General features: G+C 60.4%; 20 protein-coding genes. 6 read left to right on the forward strand and 14 right to left on the reverse strand.

Annotated features, from left to right (window positions below; genetic code table 11):
- Positions 1-5 precede the first annotated feature (5 nt).
- From XM53_RS03890 to XM53_RS03900, 3 genes are read right to left on the reverse strand one after another with little or no spacing between them, the layout of a single operon-like run.
- The gene (locus tag XM53_RS03890) at positions 6-1481 is read right to left on the reverse strand and encodes a tripartite tricarboxylate transporter permease (RefSeq protein WP_057790491.1); all 1476 of its coding nucleotides are present in this window, start codon (positions 1479-1481) and stop codon (positions 6-8) included.
- 19 nt (positions 1482-1500) lie between these two features.
- Complete coding sequence (locus tag XM53_RS03895) at positions 1501-1974, reverse strand: tripartite tricarboxylate transporter TctB family protein (RefSeq protein WP_144435448.1); 474 nt, start codon at positions 1972-1974, stop codon at positions 1501-1503.
- On the reverse strand, positions 1971-2912 hold the full coding sequence (locus tag XM53_RS03900; RefSeq protein ID WP_082630729.1) for a tripartite tricarboxylate transporter substrate binding protein: 942 nt from the start codon (positions 2910-2912) through the stop codon (positions 1971-1973). Before XM53_RS03900 ends, XM53_RS03895 begins: the two co-directional genes overlap by 4 nt.
- A 113-nt stretch (positions 2913-3025) precedes the next feature.
- Here XM53_RS03900 and XM53_RS03905 point away from each other — a divergent pair, with 113 nt between their 5' ends.
- Positions 3026-5326, forward strand: coding sequence for a DUF3604 domain-containing protein (locus XM53_RS03905; protein WP_057790497.1), 2301 nt, complete (start codon positions 3026-3028; stop codon positions 5324-5326).
- A gap of 380 nt (positions 5327-5706) precedes the next feature.
- Here XM53_RS03905 and XM53_RS03910 read toward each other — a convergent pair whose 3' ends face one another.
- Positions 5707-6759, reverse strand: a complete 1053-nt coding sequence (locus tag XM53_RS03910) for a CBASS cGAMP-activated phospholipase (protein ID WP_057790499.1) — start codon at positions 6757-6759, stop codon at positions 5707-5709.
- A gap of 492 nt (positions 6760-7251) precedes the next feature.
- Positions 7252-8598 (reverse strand): nucleotidyltransferase domain-containing protein, encoded by a 1347-nt coding sequence (locus XM53_RS03915; protein WP_057790501.1) that lies wholly within the window; start codon positions 8596-8598, stop codon positions 7252-7254.
- Positions 8599-8743: 145 nt separating this feature from the next.
- Here XM53_RS03915 and XM53_RS24035 point away from each other — a divergent pair, with 145 nt between their 5' ends.
- From XM53_RS24035 to XM53_RS23535, 3 genes are all read left to right on the forward strand, one after another.
- Positions 8744-9079 carry a helix-turn-helix domain-containing protein gene (locus XM53_RS24035; protein ID WP_057790503.1) on the forward strand — a complete coding sequence of 112 codons (336 nt, stop codon included), beginning with the start codon at positions 8744-8746 and terminating at the stop codon, positions 9077-9079.
- Positions 9076-9342 carry an ImmA/IrrE family metallo-endopeptidase gene (locus tag XM53_RS23530; protein ID WP_201455376.1) on the forward strand — a complete coding sequence of 89 codons (267 nt, stop codon included), beginning with the start codon at positions 9076-9078 and terminating at the stop codon, positions 9340-9342. The genes XM53_RS24035 and XM53_RS23530 overlap by 4 nt, the downstream gene beginning before the upstream one ends.
- A gap of 66 nt (positions 9343-9408) precedes the next feature.
- Positions 9409-9963 carry a hypothetical protein gene (locus tag XM53_RS23535; RefSeq protein ID WP_201455377.1) on the forward strand — a complete coding sequence of 185 codons (555 nt, stop codon included), beginning with the start codon at positions 9409-9411 and terminating at the stop codon, positions 9961-9963.
- A gap of 779 nt (positions 9964-10742) precedes the next feature.
- Here XM53_RS23535 and dctP read toward each other — a convergent pair.
- From dctP to XM53_RS03945, 4 genes are all read right to left on the reverse strand, one after another.
- Positions 10743-11828, reverse strand: coding sequence for a TRAP transporter substrate-binding protein DctP (gene dctP, locus XM53_RS03930; RefSeq protein ID WP_057790505.1), 1086 nt, complete (start codon positions 11826-11828; stop codon positions 10743-10745).
- 26 nt (positions 11829-11854) lie between these two features.
- Positions 11855-13180: a TRAP transporter large permease gene (locus XM53_RS03935; protein WP_201455378.1), complete on the reverse strand. Its 1326-nt coding sequence runs from the start codon at positions 13178-13180 to the stop codon at positions 11855-11857.
- On the reverse strand, positions 13177-13671 hold the full coding sequence (locus XM53_RS03940; RefSeq protein WP_057790508.1) for a TRAP transporter small permease subunit: 495 nt from the start codon (positions 13669-13671) through the stop codon (positions 13177-13179). Before XM53_RS03940 ends, XM53_RS03935 begins: the two co-directional genes overlap by 4 nt.
- Positions 13672-13985: 314 nt before the next feature.
- Entirely contained in the window at positions 13986-15026 is a 1041-nt protein-coding gene (locus XM53_RS03945; protein ID WP_057790510.1) for a zinc-dependent alcohol dehydrogenase family protein, read from the reverse strand.
- A gap of 86 nt (positions 15027-15112) precedes the next feature.
- Between XM53_RS03945 and XM53_RS03950 the strand changes: the two genes are divergently transcribed.
- Positions 15113-15886 (forward strand): hydroxypyruvate isomerase family protein, encoded by a 774-nt coding sequence (locus tag XM53_RS03950; protein ID WP_057790512.1) that lies wholly within the window; start codon positions 15113-15115, stop codon positions 15884-15886.
- Between the two features lie 67 nt (positions 15887-15953).
- Complete coding sequence (locus tag XM53_RS03955; RefSeq protein ID WP_057790514.1) at positions 15954-16421, forward strand: rhodanese-like domain-containing protein; 468 nt, start codon at positions 15954-15956, stop codon at positions 16419-16421.
- A gap of 7 nt (positions 16422-16428) precedes the next feature.
- Here XM53_RS03955 and mdoH read toward each other — a convergent pair whose 3' ends face one another.
- The 5 genes from mdoH to XM53_RS03980 all read right to left on the reverse strand — a co-directional run bounded on the left by mdoH (position 16429) and on the right by XM53_RS03980 (position 24407).
- On the reverse strand, positions 16429-18297 hold the full coding sequence (gene mdoH, locus XM53_RS03960; protein ID WP_057790516.1) for a glucans biosynthesis glucosyltransferase MdoH: 1869 nt from the start codon (positions 18295-18297) through the stop codon (positions 16429-16431).
- Between the two features lie 2 nt (positions 18298-18299).
- The gene (locus tag XM53_RS03965; RefSeq protein WP_057790518.1) at positions 18300-19832 is read right to left on the reverse strand and encodes a glucan biosynthesis protein; all 1533 of its coding nucleotides are present in this window, start codon (positions 19830-19832) and stop codon (positions 18300-18302) included.
- A complete protein-coding gene (locus tag XM53_RS03970) occupies positions 19829-21139 on the reverse strand; it encodes an OpgC family protein (protein WP_057790519.1) in 1311 nt (436 codons plus the stop codon). The genes XM53_RS03965 and XM53_RS03970 overlap by 4 nt, the downstream gene beginning before the upstream one ends.
- 42 nt (positions 21140-21181) lie before the next feature.
- A complete protein-coding gene (locus XM53_RS03975; protein ID WP_057790521.1) occupies positions 21182-22549 on the reverse strand; it encodes a tetratricopeptide repeat protein in 1368 nt (455 codons plus the stop codon).
- A 235-nt stretch (positions 22550-22784) separates the two neighbouring features.
- Entirely contained in the window at positions 22785-24407 is a 1623-nt protein-coding gene (locus XM53_RS03980) for a thiamine pyrophosphate-binding protein (protein WP_057790523.1), read from the reverse strand.
- Positions 24408-24472 lie beyond the last annotated feature (65 nt).

Raw genomic sequence — 24472 nt, forward strand, 5'->3', positions numbered from 1 at the left:
ATCTTTCATTTTCGCACCACCGCCCGGCCCAGTATGAATATTGCAAGACCGAAAAAGCCAATCGCAATCGGGCTGCGGAATACGGCGCCCGGCGTTGAACTGTAGAGTAGCATAGCCTGCCGCAATGACGTTTCGAACATGTCGCCAAGCAGGAAACCAATGACCAGACAGACGATCGGAAAGCCGGTCCGGCGCATCGCCAGACCTACGACGGCAAAGACAAGCATGACGGCCACGTCGAAACCCGACTGCCCTGGCAAATACACACCCGCGATGCAAAGCGTCAGAATGGGCGGAAGCACAGCCCATTTCGGCAGACGTGCAACATGGCCCCAGACCGAAATGCCCATGCGTCCGAGACACAGATGAAAGAAATTGGCAATGATCATGGACGCGAAAAGCGCGTAGATCACGTCACCGTGCATGGTCAGCATGAACGGTCCGGGCACGATCCCGTGGATGATGAAGGCGCCGATCAGAAGCGCCGCCGCGATGTTTCCCGGAATTCCCAGCGCAATCGTCGGCACAAGATTCGAACCTACCACCGCACTGTTGGCGGCTTCGGTCGCGACAATGCCCTCGGGGTTTCCGGTTCCGAAACTGTCCAGCTTATTCGAAGCGCGCTTTGCTTGTCCATAGCTGAGAAATGCCGCAAGCGTCACTCCGAGACCGGGCAGCATCCCAACGAGGGAACCGATCATCGACGAGCGCAGAATGGTTTTCCAATAGGTCAGGAACTCGCGAACCGGGAGCGCCCTGTTCTCGCGGGCGCCCTGGTTGACATAGCCGCTGTCGACGCCGTCTCGGCGCATATCGAAAATCTGTTCGACGACCGACGCGAGTGCAAGCGACCCGATCGCAAGTGCCGTCAGTGGAAGGCCGTCGTAGAGATTGATGTTGCCGAAGGTCATTCTGGGGGAACTGTCGATCGGGTCCAGGCCGATGGTGGACAGGAAGATCCCCGCGAAGATCGCGATCAGGGCTTTCAAAGGATTGTCACCGGAAACACCGGACAGGAGCGCGAACGCAAAAAGCAGGACAGCCGTGTATTCCAGCGGGCCGAATTGCAGCGCGATGGCCGCGAAAGGCACCACCAGTACGATCAGCAGGACATCGGAAATCATGTCGCCGGTGACGGAAGAGTACAGAGCAAACTTCATGGCGCGAACCGGCTCTCCGCGCCGTGCCATCGGGTTGCCGTCAAGGGCGGTGGCAGCCGCTTCCGGCGTGCCCGGAGAATTCAGGAGTATGGCCGGAACCGCGCCGCCGGACGTGCCGCCTTTGTTGATGCCCACGAGGAAGGCAATCGCAGAAATCGGCGACATGTAGTATGTCAGGGGAATGAGAACCGCGAGCGCCGTCACACTGCCAAGGCCGGGCAAGGCCCCGATCACGATGCCCAGCAGGATTCCCGCCGCGATGAACAGCAGGTTGGTCAGCGTGAAGGCCGCTGCGAAGCCGGTGATGAGGTTCTCGATCATCAAAAGCCTCCTGGTCGTCCTATGGCAGGTAGACGCCGAAAATGAAGCGCGCCCCAAGCCAGACCATCAAAGGGAAAAGGACCGAAACGAGCGCGATCACGAGCCGATTGCGTCCGCCGGAAAAGATCATGGTGACGGCCGTCAACGGAATGGCCAATGCGAGGAAGCCGGCCTTGTAGAACGCCAGCAGGATCACCCCGGTGGCCGCCGAAGCAAACAGAACGTCGGACAGCACACTTTTCGATGGCACTGGCAGCTCTTCCCCGGTGTCGCGAAAAAGCGTTTGCAGGACCAGACCGACGGCCAGCAGAAACACCACACCCGCCGACAGGTAGGGGATCACGGTCGGCGGCAGATCCCCGGGCGTTGTCTCCGAAGAGACGTGGCCGGGGAAAAGCCAGAGAATGCAAGCCAGTGACGTGGCGGCGAGCAGAATTCCCGCCACTACATTAATGCGTCTGGTCTCCGCACCCTTATGGAGTGCCGTCTTCACTGGGTTGCCGCCACGACAGCTTGCAGGCCGGCTGCCGTTTCGTCGATTTCGGCCGTGATGGCCTCGGAGCCGAGGTAGGCGACCGGGAACATCAGCTTGTTGGTCACCATGTCGACCAGTTCGTCATTCTTTGTTGCCGCCTCTATGGCCGTTTCGAGCGTGGCGATGACATCCGCCGGTACGCCTTTCGGTGCGACGATAACCGCCTGCGAAGGCATTGAAACGCCGAAAGTCTCACCGATCGAGGGAATATCAGGGCTGGCCAGCAACCGCTGGGCGTTCATGGAAAGCAACACCTTGATCTTGTCGCCGTAGCGGTTGTGAACACCACCACTCCACGCGAAATCGACCTTGCCGCTAAGCAGGAAGGGGACCATCTCGCCACCGCCTTTGGTGGGGATCCCCGTAAACTCCACGCCCCGCTCCTTGGCGATATAGTTGATATAGGCGCGGGACATGGGGCTTTGATCTGCGAAGTTGAGCTTCTGGTCGCCGGCCTCGGCCATCAACTCATCCAGTGTATCGTATGGCGCATCGGCCCTGGTCACGATGGCCTGCTGATACTCTGTGACCTTGGCGACATACTGGAAGCTGTCGAGGTCGAATTCGACATCCTGCGTCAGCGGCGGCCAAAGCAGTGAGGACGAGGCGGCGAACATGATCGTGTAGCCGTCAGGGTCCGAAGCCGCGACTTCGGTCGCGCCGACGGCACCGCCCGCCCCGGGCCGCGTCTTGACGACGACCTTGGTCCCAAGTTCGGCGCCAAGCGCATCGGCGAATATGCGGCCCATTGTTTCAGTGCTTCCACCGGCCCGGTACGGAATGACCATTGTAATCGGCTTCGACGGATAGTCGGCAGCGGCTACGGCCGTGCCCGTCGCGAGTCCGGCTGCCATTGCGAGAGCAAGGATCGCTCCGCGGCGTGAGAATATTTTCATGGGGCCTCCGTGTTGACTTGCTTCATTGCTTGAATGTGCTCTGTAGTTTACTTTAAAATTGCTATAAAGCAATATGGATTGATCGATCAGTTCTACTTCAGGGAGCAAATCTCATGGCCTTGCCCAAGAAAGCAGCACCCGTTCCGACGCGGTTCGTCGGCGCGAACGGCCCTTCCGTCTGGCCGGGCGACGACCCGTCAATCTATGGCTCGGCCGTTCTGGAAGCCCCTGAAATCGTTGAGGTCCGCACTTTTCAGACGTACCGTATTCACTATACGGTCGGGCGCCTTGGCCTCGACGATACCGGGGCCGTCCGGGTGGCCTTTCGCATGATCACGGATGCTGGAAAGCCACAGGCCACCGACCCGACCGCGGAAAACTACGTATCGGCGGAATGTAGCGGCGACGGTGAAATGAGCCTGCGAATCGGCCCCGAGGGTGCACGCCCCTGGATCCTGACCGTCACCGCGCAACTCAACGGCGGATACCTCAGCGAAGGCGATCAGATCACGCTGACGTTCGGAGACACCTCGAAGGGGTCTCCCGGGATGCTCATGCAGACTTTCGTCGAAGAGGGCTACGAACTGAGGGTGATGACCGATGTTCAGGCCACTGGAAATTTCCTGCCGTTGCCGGACCAGTTCGCCATCGGCGTCCATCCGGGGCCGGGCAGCAACTGGCATGCCGTATTGCCGTCGCTGCGGCAGGTGGGTGAGGGGTTTCGCTTTGGATTGAAGTGCGAGGACAAATGGGGGAATCCCACGGATCAGGCTTCGGGCAGGGTTAGAATCGAAACCAGCATTCCGGTCGACGGCCTGCCCGAGAGCTTCGACTATGTGCCATCCGACCGGTCCATGATTTTCGACGACCTGACGGTCAACGAAGCGGGGACGCTTCGAGTGAGGATCTTTGTCGACGACATGTTGGCCTGCGAATCCGGGCCCATGGTGGTGAATGACGCGGGCCTTTCGGGATATTGGGGCGACCTGCACGGCCAGACCGGCGAGACCGTCGGCGTGAATTCGATCGAAAGCTACTTCGACTTCGCCCGCAACAAGGCGTTCCTGGACGTTTGCGCCCATCAGGCCAATGACTTCCAGATCAACCAAACGTTCTGGCACAAGCTGAACGACCTGACGGCCAGGGTGAACGAACCCGGAAGATTTACTGTGTTTCCCGGCTACGAGTGGTCCGGCAATACCGCGATCGGGGGCGACCACAACGTCTTTTACGCCACCGAAGGCCGGCCGATCTATCGCTGTTCTCATGCTTTACTCGAAGACCGGTCCGAAATGGCCGAAGATGCGAACACGCTGACCGATCTGTTTGCCAAACTGCAGAACGAAGACGCGACGGTCTATGCCCATGTCGGCGGCCGGTATTGCAACATCCATTACGATCATGACCCACGGATCGAAACAGCGGTCGAAATGCATTCCGCCTGGGGCACGTTCGAATGGGTGCTCACCGACGGTTTCCCGATGCGCCGCCGGGTCGGAGTCGTCTGCAACAGTGACGGTCACAAAGGACGGCCGGGCGCGAGCTATCCGGGGGCATCTCGATTTGGTGCCTATGGCGGCCTGACCTGTTTCCTGACGGACCGGAACGACCGCGGGTCAATCATGGAGGCCCAGAGACGCCGCCATCATTACGGTACGACAGGATGCCGGATGCACTTGGCCGTATCCGCTCGCTTTGAGAACGATGCCGCATTGTTCTGGCGAAACCCGTTGTCATCGCCGGACGTCGTGCCGGACAACGTCCGCAATGCAATGATGGGCGACATCGTGCGTGTCACGGACGAGACCGTTGACATAGATACTCGAGTCGAGGCGCATGCCGGCATCCTGGAAGTCGAGTTGCGCGACGCTGACGAAGTCATTGAAAGACTGCAAACCTATAGTCCAGATGACCTTGGAGAGCGCATTCGTGTCACGTGGTCAGGGGCGGAGTACAGGGGGCGTGGCCGAGACGTCCGATGGACCGGACGAGCTCAGTTCGACCAGGCCCGCATCCGTGACCTGACCACGATAAACACCTGGAACCCGGAAACGATTCTGGACCAGCGCGGCAGCCAGAGCGTGGTATGGAACGGCGTTACGACTGGCAATTTCATGGGGTTCGACGCGTATTTGGCAGACAGCCGGACAGGCAGGCTGAATATTTCCACAAACCAGGGAATGCTCGATGTCGCCCTGAAAGAAGTCGGCTTCGCACCTTCGGTATTTGACGCCGGTGGTCTTGGGAAGAAGATCACGATCCAACGGCTTCCTGACGCGCCACTCGAACGTAGTGTGATAGCAACCAGATCCGTAAAAATCCGCGAGACCGGCGACACGCCTGTCTGGGTGCGGGTGACGACCGAGGATGGCTTCCAGGCATGGAGCTCACCCATCTATCTGTATCGGAAATAGGTGCGCCGCAGCATTCTAAAGTGGACTGGAGGCCATTACCGACGTCAGACAGGAACAATGCGCCTGCCTTCTTGGTGAAGCTTGACCGCAAGGGCGCCCGATTTCGGAGCGTCCGCCAGACCGAGATCTTATTTGGTTACATCTGGACTACAAAAATCTACTTTGCAGACACCATCATGGGCTGAAGGGAATGACAGCTTTGGGCCGTTTGCGGCGATCCGATAACTCGGGCGGAAAGCTGGCTTTCGCTGCGACGACGTTGAATGGCGGCTTCCAGACCCAAAGCAGGAACTGGTAGACCTCGAGGGGGCGGCATCCCCCCGTTCGCATCACGCAGCTATAGGCCGCAAGTGATGCCAAAATCTACGCCGCGAGTACCGCTATTTCCGCTTGCCATGATAGAAAGTCGCCTGAAACCGCTTAGCATCGAAAAACGCTTCAAGGCGTTCAGCGTTTTCTTCAACCAACCTCTTCGCTTGCGCTGGCAGCTCACGATTTGCACGCACAAAATCATCTAAACTGATTGGTTCAAGCGCCGGGGCGGATGTCAGACGAAGCATGCGGTCTCGCCCGATCAATAGTCCTGCCTGTCCGAGGGCGTTCTGACTTTGCAGGTGCATCGCGCTTTCGATAATCGTTCTCCAGTGGAACATGCCGCCGCGCTTGATTTGCCCATCAGTCATACGAAGGTCTTGATCGCCACAGCCAAGGCTCAGGATTTCGATTTTGTGCCTGTCGACGTTGAAACAGCTCATGGCATCCACCAGCGCCACCATGACGGGATTGTTCGCCCAAACACCGCCATCGGCAAAGTGCCGGGTGCCGTTTCGGTAGGTTGAGAAGAATGTCGGCGCGGCTGACGTCGCCAATGCCACCGTGACCAGTTCTTCCTGCCAGTCGAGGCGGAAGTCAGGGTGGTGCGGGGTCTTGAGGACGTTGACCTCGTTGAACCCATCGAAGGCGGGAATGTTCAAACGCACATTGACCGAACCGAGTGTCCTGTTGCCAAAGCGAGCTCGAAGCACTCGCTCCAAGGGTTCGCGGTTGTATCGATAAACGGCAAGATCGCGGGCAAACTGGTAAGCGGATCGCATCGCGCGACCAAATCGAGTTGGCGGAATCCAAGGCCGGGGAAATACTTCCGCCCCATGGCGCATATAGACTTCCAGAACCTCCTCGGCGCGCATTCCTGCTGCCATGCCGAGCGCGATTATTCCTCCGGTTGAAGTGCCGGCGATCATATCGAAGTAGCTGGCTGCCGAACCACCCTTCAAGAAACGACGCTCGCATTCCGCCAGCACCGCCGCAGGCAGAATGCCTATTATGCCGCCGCCATCAATGGACAGTATGCGAAAATCATCTGTGGGCCATTCGAGTTGATCTCGACGGTGAAAGATGATGCCCTGCGAGCGGCGGGATTGAGGTTGTGCCATGAAATCTCTCCAAAAGTATCGCCAACCTGGATCGCCCGCCTGACTGACTTCTGATGTGTTTGCCGGTCCCAAACCATTTTCCCGAAGCGAGCCAGCTTTCGTAGCAGCTCAGCCAGTTGGACGCCCAGGGAATGGTCGTATTGCTGATCAGGTCATCCGGCGACCACTGATCCGCTTCGTCGTCGAAGAGGCAGAGGAACGGCCCCGTACGCTCTGTTCGCGGATGTGACACGTAAACATGCGGTAGGGGCCCTTCTTTGTTGCCGAAACGCCTTTGCAAGGAAGGTTCAAGAACCTCAACCAGTGGCTGCAGGTACAGGTTCGATCTACCTTCGAGCAGTAGCGGTTCCGTATATTCTACCCGCAGCCGGTACGTCGTTATGTGTGGCTGCAGGTGCCCCTCCCAGACACAAGTCCGCCTGCTCAATCGGTTGCATGACCAGTCGGGATAGACTTCGGCCATGCCTGCGATCTGATCACCAACCGTTTTCATCAGGTACGGTGCCCCCCCATGTTCGTATTCGCGCGTGCAGGCCTCACAAGGCCTGGTGCGGATGCGATCCCACCACCCAGAGCTGGAGCAGCCAGGGACGACACTGGTGCCGCAGGTTTCAAATGCCCGCTCGGTGTCATGCCGAGCGCACCATGTTCGAGCTGGACAGTCTGTGCGCGATGATAGGCCTGCAGAGCGGTCTCACCGGCCTTTTCGCCGAACAAATCGTCGAACGTCGATTGGATAACCACAGGATCGAAGCCAACCCGCTTCAGGTTTTCGAGGCGTTCGATGAGGGTGAGCAAGTCCGCCGCCCAAAGCTGCTGGTCGCTTCTTTGAGCCGGCCAACGATCGGTAAAGAAGTCCGGGTAATGTGCCGGATTGCGAACTTCCAGCAACCGCAGGTTCTGTTCGGCATTGCGGATCTGCCAGCGCATCCGCTTGGCAATCGCAATCACTTCATCGACCAGGCTATCGTTTGCAGGGCCGGCATCGATTGCAATCGCTGCGATAATGACGGCCGGGGGTTTGCGTTTGCCACGGTGATCGTCGTGCTTGCGATAGCGTTTGTCGCGGAACCTCTTGATCAGTTGCAGGGCAACCACGCGAGGCGATTTCTGGTCGAGCGGGACATGCACCGGCATCGGTTGGGTATCTGCCTTTTGCAACGCCAGACCAGACGTCTCATTTGAAAGCCGCATGGCCAGTTCGGTGTAGGTTTCGCCATCGACGAGGTAACGACGCGCATCGAAGCGCTTCTGAAACGCCTCGCTGATCTCGACGCGAGCATTGAAGTGATCGGCAAACCCCTTCGGATTAATCTCCTTGTGGTACCGCTCGTCCGTCTCAGGCTTGTAGTGAAACAGGGTCGCCACGCGTTCTGGTGCCTCATCGATGCGAACGACCGGCATCAGATCGACCGTGACGCCGTCCGGGTAGGTAACCGTGACACAGCGGCTGTTTTTCTCAATCAGGTAATCGTAGTACTTGCTGTCTTCTTCGCCCCTGATCGCTTTGTACAATTGTTCAAGCACCCATGCCGGGTCGGTGCCACGAGCGATCGCGATCTCGAGAACGGCGTCAACGTCGTGCTGGTCGGCCTTCAGGCGTGACCGAGTCGCGGCGTGGATTGCAAAGCTGCCAGAAGGGTAGATCTCAAGGACCAAATCTTCGAGAGGGCTGCCAGGGCGGTCGACATGCTGAGCGAGCCCGCGAAAATGGCGGTCAGCTTCGTCGTGCATAGTGCGCGTGATCTGGATGGCGCGTGCAATGTCCATCAGCGCAGCTTCTACAGGGTCGATTTCCAGGCTGCGGGCGAAATCTTCGAGGTTCGTCCTGATATTCATCTTCTTCTGCCCCCTCAGGCTTGACGGATTCGCTGATCCGTCTTACAGTTTTTGACGCTTTCGTAGGACGGAAAGCGAAAAAAGAAGCCGCGAGCAAGCGGCGCAAATCCTACGATATCGTCATACTAACACATGCGGGAGCGTCATGTCAAATTCTACGGATTCCAATGGTGGGTTCGGTGACAGGTTACGGCAAGCCAGAGAGGCGCGAGGGATCAACCAAACGGAACTTGCGGCGAAGACTGGGTTACAGCCATCAGCAATCGGCCATTTCGAGAAGGAGCGGCGCAAGCCTTCGTTTGCAAACATTCGGGCTCTCGCGAAGGCATTGAGCGTTACGTCAGACTACTTGCTCGGCAGGACCAGTGACATGGCCGGGGCAACAACGGCTTTTCGTGGTGAAGAAAATTTATCAGATGACGACCGAGAACACATCCAAATGATGATCGATCTCATGAACCAGAGAAAGTCTGGGCGTTGAGCAAATTCCGAATTCAGATGGCGCGGCGCCAAGGTGAACTCAAAGCAAAAGAAAAAGGCTACGATGCCTTCCCTGTCGATCCTTTTGCGATCGCGGAGACCGAAGACATCTTGGTCGAGCCAAAGGATCCCGGCCGAGTTGGCGTGAGCGGCGGGATCATCTTCCATGATGAGAGCGTTGGCATCTTCTATGCGACAGATATCAAGAGCGAAGGGTTTCGCAGGTTCACCGTGGCTCACGAGCTTGGCCACTATTTTCTTTAGGGGCATCCCGAGGAAATTCTGAAGACTGCTCCGATCCACATGTTCAGGGCCGGGTTTTCACAAGGGATGAGTTCGATAGAGCTTGAGGCTGATCATTTTGCCTCTGGTCTGCTCATGCCGTTGAAACTCGTAGGCGAGGTCATCGGGAGAAGCCGTGTCGGTCTGGATGGGATCATTGCGCTAAGCCAGTTGGCCGAGTCCTCGCTCACGGCCTCTGCCATCAGAGCCGCCAAATGTTGCGACTATCCAATAGCGGTCGTCGTCAGTTCCGGCGACAAGGTCGCATATGCGTTCTTGTCTGAAAGCTTCAAAAAGCTCGATAAGCTTACATTCCTCAAGAAGGGTACTCCGCTGCCGCGAACCCATACCCAGCGGTTCAACGCTGATACGCAAAACATCCGGTCCGCGCGCTCGATATGTGGGCAAACCAGTCTTTCTGAATGGTTCTCTTGCGGGCGACAGCTTGCGTTGGATGAAGAAGCCATCGGTCTCGGCGCTTACGGCTTCACCCTTACCGTCCTTTCCAGCGAAGAACTGGCCGACGACCTTGATGACGACACATACGAGGAAGAAGCCTCATTGATAGAGAGCTGGACCCCAAGATTTGCGTACGGGAGGTAGCGGCGTGCGCTTGGTTGAGGGCGGCAACCAATGGCCTGTGCCAAGCGGCAAAGCAATATAAGTAATCTCGCGAAGGGCATGAGGCCACAATGCTGCCATCGGTTCACGAGATGCTCAATGGCAGCTTAGGGCTGAAAGCGTTGGTGCACTCTTGAGTATCAAGGGATTTATGGCAGAAACCGGAGGCTTACGTTTCAACCAACGAAGGGCTGCATGGCTGACAAATGACAGAAATAGGAAAGACGTAGCACAACGTCGTTCTGTGTCGCCAAAGTCAGGAGTGGGCCGTTTACGTTGGTCTGATTGGCCGTGTAAGAACGCCAAGCAGTTTTTGTGGCTCGACGAAAGCCAAGACCACGGATTTGTTCACGTAGTGATCAATATCGAAGTTGGCTGCAAAGAATAAGAGGCGGCCATTTCGTTGCAGATCGTTTCTGGGGCGGCCCCAGATATCCTGAAGGTTCTTGGGGATATTGGCACCATCAACATGAAAATTCCCCTTGTTTTGCTGTTCCTAAGCCTTCTGAACTGTCTTCGGGAGGCAGGGGCCGGAGGTTCGAATCCTCTCACTCCGACCAGATAAAAAAGGCGCCCTTGGGCGCCTTTTTTGTTTGAAGCGAGTGGCCCAGCGATTGTTCGTTGGTCTACCCCAACGCCGAGAACCCGGCGGCCTTTCCTCAGTGCTACCGGTGCTTGGTACACGTGGATTTAAACCGCAGAAAGCCGGTCACAAAATGCCCGCACGAAGGCAGGCATCTGATTGTCAAAGTCGATCTCGTTTATCCTGCGCAATCCCGCAGAGCCGCCGCATCGGGCCCATCGGGTGTGCGCCCGAGATTGAAGGGTGCCGACGCATCGCGCCATTGAGCGTAGTCTTCGAGATACTCGACCATGCTGAGATAGACCTTGGCCGAGTTTGGGTTGGCGCAGGCCGTCTCGACGATCACTTCGTTGGCCATTTCCTGGACCTTGGCGAGCGTCTCGTCATCATAGCGGTTGATCTCGACCGCCTCGTCGAACTTGGCGTAGGCCTCGGTCGCGCGCTTTTCGGTAAAGGCCAGCGACCAGAGAAGCGTGGCATCCGCCGCGATCTGAAGTTTTTCCTGCGTCTCGGGGCTCAGTGCGTCCCAGGCGGATTTGTTGATCATCACGCCGAAAACCGACGCCGACTGGTGCCAGCCGGGGGTCGCCCAGTATTGTGTGACCTGCTGGAAACCACCCGACCAGTCGACGTTGGGGGTCGAGAATTCGGCCCCGTCGATCACGCCACGCTCCAGCGACTGGTAGATCTCTCCGCCGGCCATGGAGACTTGGTTGCCGCCCAGGCGTTCCAGCAGCTTGCCCTGTTCAAGGCCCGAAAGCCGCAGGCGCTTGCCCTGAAGGTCTTCCAGCGTGACGATCGGCTCGTTGGTGCGGAAGCCGGATTCGTTGTTGGTGACGCCGTAGGGTAGATAGACCATGCCGAATTGGCCGTAGATCTCGTTATAGAGCTCTGCGCCGCCCCATTGCTGGATCCAGTTGACATAGTCGACAGCGTTGAAAAGGCTGGGCGTGGTTGCCAGCGGCGAGAAGGCCGCGTCGCGTCCGGCCCAGTATCCGGGCCAGTCTGCCCCGGCCTGGATCGTGCCCGATTCGACGGCACCGAAGACCTCGCCCGACGGGACAAGTGAACCACCGTCGAAAAATTCGATCGTCAGTTCGCCTTGCGTCAGCTTGTTCGCCAGGTCGACGAAATGCTTGTCGGTTTCGATAAGTTCCAGAGAGGATGGCCAGGTCGTGGTCATCGTCCAATTTTCCTGCGCGGTGGCCTGGCTGGCCAGCGCGGTCGCGGCTGCGGCCGCGAAAACGAATGCCTTGGTAGTCATGGTCTCTCCCTTTTCCATGGTTAAGGTTAGTTGGTGTAGAGGACATCCGGCAGCCAAGTTACCAGCGCCGGGAAGATGGCAACCAGCAGGCACATCGCGACGATCAGCACGATGAAGGGCAGCACGCCGCGAATAATAGAGCCGGTGGCCAGGCTTTTCGGCGCTATGGCCCGAAGGTAGAACAGCGCATAGCCGAAGGGTGGCGTGAGGAACGACGTCTGAAGCACGACAGCCATCAGAACGACGAACCACAACAGGTTCACGTCCGGCATTTCCTGGATTATCGGTAGGAAGATCGGAAAGGACAGCAGGACAATACCGGTCCAATCCAGGAAAGCCCCGAGGATGAAGACGATCACCATCATCATGGCAATCAGCATCCAGGGTTCCATGTCCAGCATCCGGATTAGTTCCTGCGTTGCGCGCAGGCCGCCCGTGATATTGAACACACCGGTAAAGGCGGTCGCGCCCACGACAATGAACAGGATCATGGCCGAGGTGCGCCCCGTTTCCAGCATCGCACCGTAGAAGGTGCCAAGCTGGAAACGCCCGCGCGCGATTACGATCAGCAGGGCCAGTGCCGCACCGATGGCGGACGCCTCGGTGGCGGTGGCGATGCCGGCCAGAAGCGAGCCGAGAATGCCGAAGATCAGCACCAGCGGCGGCAGCGCTTCCACCACGAGCATACGCAGCAAGGTACTGCGCTCGACCTTCTCGTCGGGTTCGACCGCCGGGGCAAGATCCGGTCGCAGCACCGAGATGACGTAGACGTAGAGCGCATAACTGAGACCCAGAAGCACGCCGGGGATCATCGAGCCGGCGAACAGTTCACCGACCGAAAGCGGCGAATAGCTGGCCATCAGGATCAGCATGATCGACGGCGGAATGAGGATGCCGAGACAGCCGGAAGCCGCGATCACGCCGGCGGTCAGCGACGGCGCGTAGCCATATTGCAGCATCGGACGCAGCGCCATGACCCCCATGACGGTGATCGAGGCGCCAATGATTCCCGTCGTCGCCGCCAGCAGGATCGAGATGAAGACAACCGCCAGGGCCAGCCCGCCGCGCACCTGGCTGAGCAAGAGGCGCAGGGTTTCGAACATCCGGTCCGTCACGCCCGAGTCCGATAGGAATCGGGCCATCAGCACGAAAAGAGGAATGGCGATCAGGGTGTAATTATCAAGAACATCGCCGAAAATCCGGTTGATGACGATCCCAAGGACCATCGGCTTGCCGGCAATGATCGCCGTCAGAACCGCAGTGCCGCCGAGGACGAAAGCCAGCGGATGCCCCAGGAAAAGACCCACCAGAAGCAGGCCGAACATCAGGACCGCAATCAGTTCCGGGTTCATTCCGAGACCTCCTGCCGGTCGAGGATGATTTTCAGGACCTCCGCAACCCCTTGCAGCAGCAAGAGCCCCGCAGCCACGCACATGGCCATCTTCAGCGGATAGACCGGCATCTGGATGGCGCCGTAGGTGACTTCGCCTTGCGCCCAGGAGGTCGAGGCGAAGTCCCACGACCGGGTCAGAAACACCCAGGCGAAGGGAAAGAAAAAGATGACGTAGCCCAGAAGGTCCGCGACTCTTTGACCACCCCGGCCTAACCGTTCTGTCAGGATATCGACGCGCACATGCGCATTGTGACGCAGCGCGTAGCCGCCAAGCAGGATGAAGTAGAATCCGAACAACTGCTTGGAGACGTCGAAGGCCCAGCGTGTGGGTTCGCTGAACACATAGCGCAAGACGACGTCATAAATGATGATGCCGGCGAAAATGATTGCCAGAACGGATACGATCCTTCCGACCACCTCATTCAAACCGTCAATAGCACGCACGATCACGGCGTCTCCTCCCACCGAATACTCAGCGATTCCCGGCACGCTCTCCCGTTTGCGCACCAAGCTTGTTCAGACCATCGCGTGATTTGGGTGGAAGTGCAACCGATCAGCGGGCTCACCGTAAATATTTAATTTTTTTGAAGAAAATCCGTGGAAACGGTTTATCTCACTGTGGTTGGGCCTGATTTTTCAACCGAGTGCCCGCACGTCCACCACCGCCCGGCCATGGCATGTCTGGGGGCGCGAAAGCGGCGCACGTCCGAGCTCTGACCAAGGCGTTGTCCGGGATCTTTTGCTCTGCTGCTACCCGCGGCCTGTCAGAATTCGGTGATCACCGTCGCGCCGAGACCGGCAAAACTGTCCATGTTTGTCAGCGCGTCGATGGATGCCTCGAGCGTGATCCGATTGCCGATCAGTTTTTCGGGGGACAACGCGCCCGATTGTATCATCGTCAGCATGGCGCCGTAACGATGTGCCTGCATCCCGTGGCTGCCGAGGATTTCAAGCTCGTCGCCGATCACCTTGGCCATCGGCGCGGGTGGCGTGGCCTGATCGGCAAGAAGCAGACCGACCTGCACGTGACGCCCCCGCTTGCGCAGGCACGAGACGGAGTTGAAAAAGGTCGTCGGATGCCCAAGCGCATCCAGCGAGACATGCGCGCCGCCGCCGGTGATATCGCGCACCGCTTCGACCACGTCGGTGACCGTGGTGACATTCACCGTGGCAGAGGCGCCGCAGCTTTGGGAGAGGGCAAGCTTTTCATCGGAGGTGTCGATGGCGATGGTGTTCGCCCCGAGCGCCCGCGCGATCATCAGCGCGGACAGCCCGACACCGCCGCAGCCATGCACCGCCACCCATTCCCCGGCCCCGACGCGGCCCTGATCGACGACCGCGCGAAAGGCTGTGGCAAACCGGCAGCCAAGGCTTGCCGCGGTCTCGAACGGCATCGTTTCGGGAAGGGCAACGAGGTTCAGATCCGCCTCGCCGGTAGCGACCAGCTCGGCGAAAGACCCCCAGTGGGTAAACCCGGGTTGAAACTGGTTGTGGCAGACCTGTTGATGACCCGCATGGCATTCCGGGCACGTACCGCAGCCGCCGACGAATGGCACCGTCACACGGTCTCCAACTTTCCATCGGCGCACCTCGGGACCGACCGCCGCGACCCGACCGGCCAGTTCGTGACCGGGGACGTGCGGAAGCGTAATGTCGGGGTCGTGGCCCATCCAGCCGTGCCAATCGCTGCGACAAACGCCGGTCGCGCCGACCTCGATGACAACACCCCTGGCATCCGGCGTCGGGTCCGGCAGCGTTGCGATTTTCGGTGTTTCACCGAAGCGCTCGAACATGACTGCTTTCATCGTGTTTTCCCTTCGGTCGCTGCAATGTCTATGATTGCGATCTAGCAGGGTCGTCCTGTGTTCAAAAGCGGGTTACAACAGGTTTCATGCCAAGGTTTTCGGCCAATCTCGGTTTTCTCTGGTCACAGCTGTCTTTGCCGCAGGCCGTGCGCGCGGCGGCGCGGGCCGGTTTTGACGCTGTGGAATGCCATTGGCTGCACGATGCTGCGCTCGAGGCGCTGCGCGAAGCGTTGAACGAAACGGGTCTGCCCTTGCTGGGCCTGAACACCTCGCGAGGAGACACCGCGGCTGGGGACTTCGGGCTTGCCGCTTTGCCGGGGCGAGAGGCCGAGGCCCGTGCCGCTATTGATGCCGCCGTCGAATATGCACGTGCGCTGGACGCTAGCGCGATCCACGTCATGGCGGGTAAGACCGACGGTCCCCAGGCCGAGGCGGTGTTTCTTGAAAACCTGTGCTATGCCTGTGACACCGCCCCTGAGCGCACGATCCTGATCGAACCGATCAACCCCTTCGACGTGCCCGGTTATTTCCTGCAAAACACCGCTCACGCACAGCGGGTGATCGCCGACGTGAGCGCGCCGAACCTGAAGCTCATGTTCGATTGCTACCACGTGGCGCGGGTCGAGGGCGATGTGATCGCGCGTTTGCGGGCGGTCTTGCCTGACGTCGGCCATATCCAGCTCGCCGCAGTGCCGGACCGGGGCGCACCGGATCACGGCGACCTGGACTATGACATGGTGTTCCGCGAGATCGACGCGCTGGGCTGGACCCGCCCCCTGGGTGCGGAATACAGGCCCGAGGGGGAGACCGAGGCCTCGCTTGGCTGGCTTGCCCGTGCCCGCGAACGTGTTGCGCGGTGAGGTGTCGGTCAATGACAGGTGCGCAGGGCCCAGATACACTGTGCGCGGGTCCATCAGGGTGAAAGAGATGACAGAAGAACCCGTGCGGCGCTCCTCCCGCCGCGCCTTTCTGGGGACCGGCTTCGGTGTGGCCACGGCGGTCATTGTCGGCTGGGCAGTCTGGCCGAGACCGCAATTCGACGGTGCTGCACTCTCGGTCCGCGCCGCCTTCGAGGCTGCACAGACGGGCGATGTCATCCTGATCGACATCCGCCGCCCTGACGAGTGGGCCAGCACCGGCATTGGCACAGGTGCCCATCCGATCGACATGCGGAATGCCGGGTTCATCGCCGAACTTGACGCGCTGACAGGCAACCAAAAGGACCTGCCCATCGCTCTAATCTGCGCGCGTGGCGTCCGATCGGCGCGGCTGAGCACCGCACTGACCGAGGCCGGATACAGCCGGGTCATCAACGTACCCGAGGGCATGTTGGGCTCGAAGGCCGGGCCGGGCTGGATCAGGACGGGATTACCGGTGACGGCTTACGGCGGCTGAGCCAGGTCTACTCCGCCGCCTGCTGCGAGGATGGCTTGCCTTCCAGCGCCAGCTTCAATTCGGCACGATAATGCCGGGCGGCCTGAGTGATCGGGGGTTCGCGCCACAGCTCCTTGGTTCCCATCCACTTGGACACAAGACCCTTCAGCGACACGCCGCTGAGGGCCGACAGCGGAACCGCCAGGACAAGGCTGCCCGCGATCGGCAGCAGCCACAAAGACACCAGCCCCGCCGCCATGCCGGCGACCAGCAGGATACCGCTTGCCGTTTCCAGCGCATGGCAGATCAGCAACGTGCCCAAGCCATAGCGGCCGCCCTCTCGCTGCTGCGGGCTCCAGCCGCTTTGCAGGCCGAACACGGTTCGGAACACGGCGATCATCTGTTGCACCATCAGGATGGGCGCATAGGCCACGGACAGCGCGAGTTCGGACAGGAACGACAGTGCGAAACGCCATGGGCCTCCGTATTCGGCAAAGCGCGACCGGGTCAGCGGCACAACCAGAATGCCCAGAAGTTTCGGCAGCAAGAGAAGTGAATACATCAGCGCGATAATCAGGACGTGGCGCGCTTCGGTCATCTCGGGCCAGGCGGGCATCAACGGATTGTCGGGACGGAAGTAGGTCAGCACCGACTTGTCCCCGCCCTGGCCCATCAGCGCCCACATCACCAGAAGCGCGAACCAGATCGGCGACGCGAGATAGCTCATCGCGCCGTGGAACATGTGAAATCGCGATGCGGTCCGCAGGCCGCGCGTCGACAGAAGGCGCAGGTGTTGCAGGTTGCCCTGGCACCAGCGGCGGTCGCGCTGGATGTGGTCGATCAGTGTCGGCGGCGTTTCCTCATAAGAGCCGCGAATGCGCGGAAGCACCCGCACGCCCCAGCCGGCCCGGCGCAAAAGACCGGCCTCGACGAAATCGTGGCTCATGATCAACTGGTCGCGCCCGGTAAAAGAGCGCAGGTGCGGAAGACCGGCGCTGGCGGCAAAAGCCTCGGTACGGATGATTGCGTTGTGACCCCAGTAATTGCCTTCCTGCCCGGTCCAGCGGGCCAGCCCCTCGGCCAGCGCGGTGCCATAGACGCCGTTGGCAAACTGCTGCATCCGGGAAAAGACGGTGTTGGCGCCAATCAATTGCGGGCAGCTTTGGATCAGGCCGGCGCCCGGATCCTGTGCCAGCGCATCGGTCAGGCGGCCAATCGCGCGGCCGGACATCAGGCTGTCGGCATCCAGCACCAGCATAGCGGGCCAGTCGGCGCCCCAGTTCTGCACCCAATCGGTGATGTTGCCGACCTTGCGGTCGGTGTTCTCGGCCCGCCTGCGGTAATAGATCCGCAACCCCGGAGACAGTGTGGCCTGAAGCGAGCGGATGGACTCCTGTTCGGCCCGGGCGATGGCGTCGTCCCGCGTATCGCTGAGGATGAACATGGCGTATTCGTGCGGACCACCCCGCGCCCTCAACTCTTCGAGCATGGAGCGGGCGTTGCCGAGCACGTACCACGGCACCTCGTTGTAGATCGGCATCAACAGCGCCACCTTGAGCGGCCGGGAATGTCCGGGCCGTTTCAGCGCCTGGGTCAGAGAGCCGATCCCCAGCAGAACCGTCGTGACCGTCAGGCAGAGCCAGAAGACGTTAAACGACATCAGGCCCAACAGCGTGCCTTCGACCCAGGTGATGCCATCGTCACCGAACCAGTCCCACATGATCCAGATAAAGCCTATCGTGGCCAGGATCGCGGGGATGAAGACTACGCAACGCCAAAGCGCGACGCGGTCTTCCGGTCGGGCCGGCGGCGCCTTGGGGTCGGCATAATAAGCGTCAAGATCCTGCTCTGGCATATCGAGCGGGGCCAGGGGTGGCATCACGCGAAAGTCGTTCATACTCATGCTGTCCACCTGTAAAGCCACACTTCGGATGCGTTCTGTCCGTCCTTGCGCAGTTGCGCGCGCAGTTCGACATGCCCTCGTTCGCCGGGATCGAAATTGAACGCCAGCCGCAGCCCGCCGGTGGCGGGGTTGCGTTGCAGTACGCCATCGCTGACCTCGACATGCGGGGAATGAATATGCACGTCGATTTCTTCCGGCCCGTCATCGAACAGAGGGCTGTCCTCGAAGTCGATCACGACGACGCGGCCCTCGGCGAAGACCCGTTTGCCCATGGCGGTGTTCAGTACGCGGGGCATGTCATTCTGCACCGGTGCCTCTGCCCCCCAGATCAGCCGATAGGAAAGGTCCACCTGCTGCCCGGCGGGCATGGGGTCGGCCGGCCGCCAATAGGCGACGATGTTGTCGTAGATTTCTTCCTGCGTCGGAATCTCCACCAGCGTGACCGCGCCCCGGCCCCAATCGCCCTTGGGTTCAACCCAGAGGCCGGGGCGGTTGTGATAGAGCGCTTCGAGGTCAGCAAAATCCGACAGTTTGCGCGCGCGCTGCATCAGGCCGAAGCCCCGCGGATTGGTATCGACGAAGCTGGACACCTGGAGCTGCGTGGGGTTGGCCAGCGGGCGCCAGATCATCTCTCCATTGCCGTTCCACACCAGCAGGCCGTCATTGTCATGAACGGCGGGGCGGAAATCGTCGAACCGGCTGCGGTTGGTCTGATCGAAAAGGAACATGGACGTTAACGGCCCAAGGCCGACATTGTTCAATTCGACGCGCGGAAAAAGCGTTGCCTCGACATCCATCACGCTGGCCTGTCCGGGCGTGATGTCAAACCGGTAGGCGCCAGTCACGCTGGGGCTGTCCATAAGGGCGTGCACAACCATGTTGGTCTGGTCCGGTCCCGGCGCTTCGAGCCAGAACTCTATGAACTCAGGAAATTCCTCGCCCTCGGGATCGGCGGTCTTGAGCGCCAGCCCCCGGCCCGACAGGCCATAGGTCTGGCCGATGCCGATGGCCCGGAAGTAACTTGCCCCCTGGAAGACGCAGAACTCAGTCTTGTACTTAGGGTGGCCCAGATCGGTGCGCAGGCGGATGCCGGAGAACCCAAGGCTTTCGGCTGTCTTGGTCAACTCGGGCACCAGATCGCCCTTGTCGAACATGGCCAGATCGAACGGAACGGGCCGTGCGGTGCCGTCCTCGACCTCGAACACCTTGGTTGCACGGGGGAAATAAAGCCCCGGCGCAAAGAAATCTATATTGTAGGATCGATTGGTATCGGCCCAAAGCGCATTCTCGATCGGAAAGCGGATATCGCGATACTGGTCATATGTCAGTGCGCGCCAGTCCTCGGGCACCGTGTCGCGCGGCACGAAATCGCTGCGCGACAGGGCGCGGGCTTTCTCAATGATCACGTCGCGGCTGAACGCAACCGGACCGTCGGTCGCGACTGCGGCGCGTGGCAACGCGGACCAAAGGGCGGACGCGGCCACGCCGCCCAAAAGCCCGCGACGCGTCAGAGATACGGCGCGGCTCATGAGGTGGTCCTCGCGGGTTTGCGCGGTTTCCACGGGGTGGATTTGAACCAGGCCGCCGTGTAGGCGCAGGCGACGAGCAGCGCGAATCCGACCATGTTTATGAACGCGTTGATCCAGGGGTCACGCACCAGGTCGTCGCCATCGAGGGTCGAGGTTTCATCCAGCCAGACCCCCAGGAACCGCGCCAGCAGCATCGAGAAGACGAAGACGGCAAGCGACTGCTGCCCGACCTTCATTATGATATTGTTCACCACCCAGGACCACGCCTGCCCGATCTTGAGGTTGCTGCCGCCTTCGCCGACAGCGACCCAGGCCAGGTATCCGAGCGCCAGCATGTGAAGGTACCGGAAAAGACCGAATTCCGTCTTGCTGCGCAGGACACCCATGTCACCATAGGTTTCGCGCTGCCAGCTGCGGATGCCGTCCCACCATTCCGGCTGCCAGCCGTAAGAGCGCACACCCACGGACGAAAAGACGAAGGCAAAGAGCACATAGGCCATCGCCACCCCGATCAGGATGCGATTGACCGGCGGACGGGGCAGCCAGCCGATCATCAGCGCGAATCCGGTAAAGAAACAGAGCTGCCAGCCGAACGGGTTGAAAAACCACGGACGCGTGTTCTGACCTTCGGGGAACCAAAGCTGTGCGGGCAGTTGAAGCGGCGTGACGTCGGCGCTTCCGAAAAGCTCGACCATCTCGACATTGGCGGTGCACCAGATCATGACGCTTGCCCCCAGGGCGACCATCGGGTGAACGCGCGAGAGCGCCATCATCAGGGGGATCATCGCAAGGATGACAAGGTACATGGGCAGGATGTCGAAGTAGTTGGGAACGTACGTCAACGTCATCAGGCCGATAAGGTTTCCTTCGACGTTGTTGATGAACGGCGGAAGGTTGAGTTGGCTGACATAGTCGCGCAGGGTAAAGCCCAGATAGGGCAAAGCCAGCATACAAGTCAGGACAACGAAAAAGAGGCCGATATGGGCCCAGTAGACCTGCCAGACGCGAAAGGCGATGCGGGCCGATCCCATGGCGAGACCCTTGGTTTGAAACAGCTTGCCGAAGGCGATGGCCGAGGCCATGCCGGAGCAAAAGACGAACATTTCGGTCGCGTCGGAAAATCCCCAGCGCGCGGGGATCCACTTGGTCCACAGGTTTCCGGGCGTGTGCGCCAGAAGAATGATGAACATCGCGATGCCGCGGAAGAAATCCAGGCGCGGATCGCGCAGCGTGGCCACGGGAGTCGCGCTGACGGCAGGCGACTTGACGATCTTTTGGTAATCGGATGATGGCGAAATGGTCGCCATGGCAGTCTTCTTTCTATTCAGTATCCGGGAATCGACTGTGATCTATTCGGCCGGCAGTGAGGTTGCGTCGTACCCGCCACGCCCTGAAGCGATCAGCGCACGGCGGGCTGCGGTATATCCGTCTTCGCGCCCCGCACGCTTGGACTGTCGATCATCTAGGATTGCTTCGGCCTGATCCAAGTACCCTGCGCGAATTCCCGCGTCGATCGTGATGCGTTCGAACACATCGCGCTGGGCGTGGCTGCCACCCGCGCGCTGCATTCCGGCGCGGGCCTGGGTGAGATTGGCAAAGGCCGTGTCGTAACGCGCTTCGCCGAACGCCTCCAGCCCCTGTGCCGCGGCCACACCGGGATCGCTCATCCGGCTGCCCATTTCGCAGTTCGACTTTGCATCCTGTGCGATGCGTCTGAGTATCCGCGAGGTCGCATCGGGCTTTTTGTCGCCGGTCAGTGCCATGAGATAGTGCAGGTCGGCGAAGATCAGACAGCCATCCTCGGTCCGGTTGGCGCAAATCTCTGACAGTTCTTCCCATCGGTTGCCTACGTTGACGCCCTCCAGTTCCAGCCGCATCAGCAGGGAAGTCGCGTTCGAGATGTCGCGGTAATCGTCGGTCTGGTCGCTGCGGATCTGGGTGTCATAAAGGGTCAGCACCGCGTCCACCTGGCCCAGATCAAGGTGCATCAGGGCCTTGTGCCACCACACGTGATACCGGAAGTTGTTGCAGTGCGCCCAGGCGGCCTCGCGCCCGGTCAGCCAATCGAGACCTTTCGCGGCATTCGCCGTCATGTCGTGCACGTGGGCCACGGCGTGCAGGCCCCATGCGTCGTCGGGCGCCAGCCACAGCGCCTGACGTCCGGCGATCTCGGCCTTCTCGAAGTCGCCGGTTTCCTCAAGCGCAAAGGCATGACAGCCCAGCACATAACCGCGCGCGGCATGATCGTGGCCATAGGCCGGAAGAACCCGTTCGATCGAAGCCCGCATCCCGCCCGCATCGCCCAGCACGAAGCGCAGTGCATGGCTGAGTTTCATTGCGAGAGCATCCTGCGGATTGGTGTGGAGTATCTCCTCCAGAAGCGCGATGGAATGGCTCGGACGTCCATCCAACAGAGCTTCGAGGGCGTCGACATACTTGCACTCCCGTGCAGTGGCGCCGGCGGTGGCCAACGACGTGCGCGCAGCGGCGTAAGCCTCCTGCGCGGTCTGCATCAGTTCGCGACGGCCCAGAAGGAAGTAGAACATTCCCTTGATCGCATGTCCCATTGCAAAGTCGGGCTCGAGCTTCAAGACGTTCCCAAGATGTTCGGGGGTGACCGCCGCATGGGCAAGAAAGCCCATCATCGTGTCATTCCAGAACTCGACGGAATCTTTTCGGGTCAGGCTGACGGGCTGGTCGAAGATGTCGAAATTCATAAATACTTCCGTGACTGGCGCGGGTCTGACCCGCTAGACCTGATTAACAAACAGATAAGTCAGGCACATAACGGTATCGTTCGCGCTAACGTATTGGTGAAGCTTCGTGTAGAGAGACTGGTGTGGGGCTGCGAAAAGTCGCCTAAAAATCGTACCGCTCGGCGGAATCACCCCGATGCGGGTGCTAATTCGCCGGTTTTTTGGGCGAATGTTACAAGATCAGGTGCGTTTAAGGTCAGATGCGACCGTCATAACCGCCCGGTTCGATTTCGGCGGCGATCACCGTGAAGGTATCGCAGGTCTGTGCCTCTTCCAACGCCGCGCGCAGTTCCGCGCGGGTGCGCACCGTGTGACCGGCGCCGCCAAAGGCCCGGCCCACGGCCGCGAAATCGTGCCGGGCAAAATCGACGCCCCGGTTGGCCAGTTGCCGCTGGCGTTGCTTCAGTTCGATCAGCGCCAGGCTGGCGTCCACGAAGACAAGAAAGATCGGCGTCAGGCGCAGTTCGGCCGCGGTGGCAAGCTCGCCCGCGACCATCAGAAAGCCGGCATCGCCGGAAAAGCTGACAACCGGGCGGTCCGGCTCGGCGATTTTCAGGCCCATGGCCAACGGCACGGCACAACCCATGGTACAAAGCCCCGAAGACTGGACCAGGCCGCGCGGTTCCGTACAGCGCCACATCTGACTGAGAAGGATGCGATGCGCCCCGCTGTCGGCGGTGGCAAGTGTGTGGTCGGGCATCACGGCGCGGGTCTCGGCGATCACACCGGCGGGGCCCCAGTCGTCGGAGGTTGGAAAGGCCTCGGCCAGAGCCAGGCGCGTGCTGTCCGGCGCGCCATCCGTCCAGGTGTCGACCACCGGTGTGTTCTGGGCCAGCATCTCGAGCGTCTCGCCGGTATCTCCGACGAAGTTCAATGTCGCCTGGTGCATGTAATGCGTATTCGGGACGGCGGCGATGTCGATCACCGTTTGGCGGGTCGGATCGAACGCGTTGCGCCAGCCTGTGCGCATTTCAATCGGGTCGTATCCGATGCAAAGGACAAGATCCGCCTGCGCGACCAGTGGCAACAGGTGCGTGTCGGCCAAGGGTGACAGGCCCGCCGCCCCAAGACAAAGCGGATGGCCCTCGGGCAGTACGCCCTTTGCTTTGTAGGTTGTGATGACGGGTATGCAGAACTGCTCCAGAAAGGCGCGCAGGACGGTCTGGGACATATCGCGCAACACGTCCAGACCGACGATGGCGATAGGGCGCGCGGCCTCGGCCAGGGCCTTGCGCGCACGGGCGGCGTCGGCGCCACTGGGGGCGACGGGCGAGGCGGCCGGTCGAACGGGGCGGGCTATATCGGCTTGCACGGGCGTATCCGCCACGCTGATCGGCACGTCGATCAGGACCGGACCGCAGCGCGGCTCTGTCGCGATAGAAACGGCCTTGTCGGCCACGATGCCGGCCCCGGCGGCGGTAAGCTGGAAGGTCGCCTTGGTGATCGGGGCAAACACGGCGCGGTGGTCCAGCACTTGGTGCGTGTAGGTCAGCGCCTCGTCCGCGTCGACACATCCGGTCAGCACGATCATCGGAACACGGTCCTGCTCGGCATTGGCGACGACATTGACGCCGTTCATCGCACCCGGCCCGACGGTGGCGACAAGGATCGCCGGCGCGCCATCGCGGTGGTGCACGCCCTCGGCCATGAACCCGCCGGCATTTTCATGCTTGACCAGCGTGAACCGGATGCCCGCCTTTTCCAGGGCGTCGACGATCGTCAGCACCTCGCCCCCGGGCATCCCGAACGCGTGGCGGCAGCCCGCCTGATAAAGGCGCTGGGCAAGTACGTCTGCGGCACGCAGCGGTGGGTTGGTCATGCGTCTTCCCCGAAGCATCTGTCGTTTCGGTGGACCCTAGCCGCACTCGATACGCATTGTCCCGC

Origin of the sequence: Roseovarius atlanticus, assembly GCF_001441615.1 — a bacterium.
In the GTDB taxonomy this organism is placed as follows: Bacteria; Pseudomonadota; Alphaproteobacteria; order Rhodobacterales; family Rhodobacteraceae; genus Roseovarius; species Roseovarius atlanticus.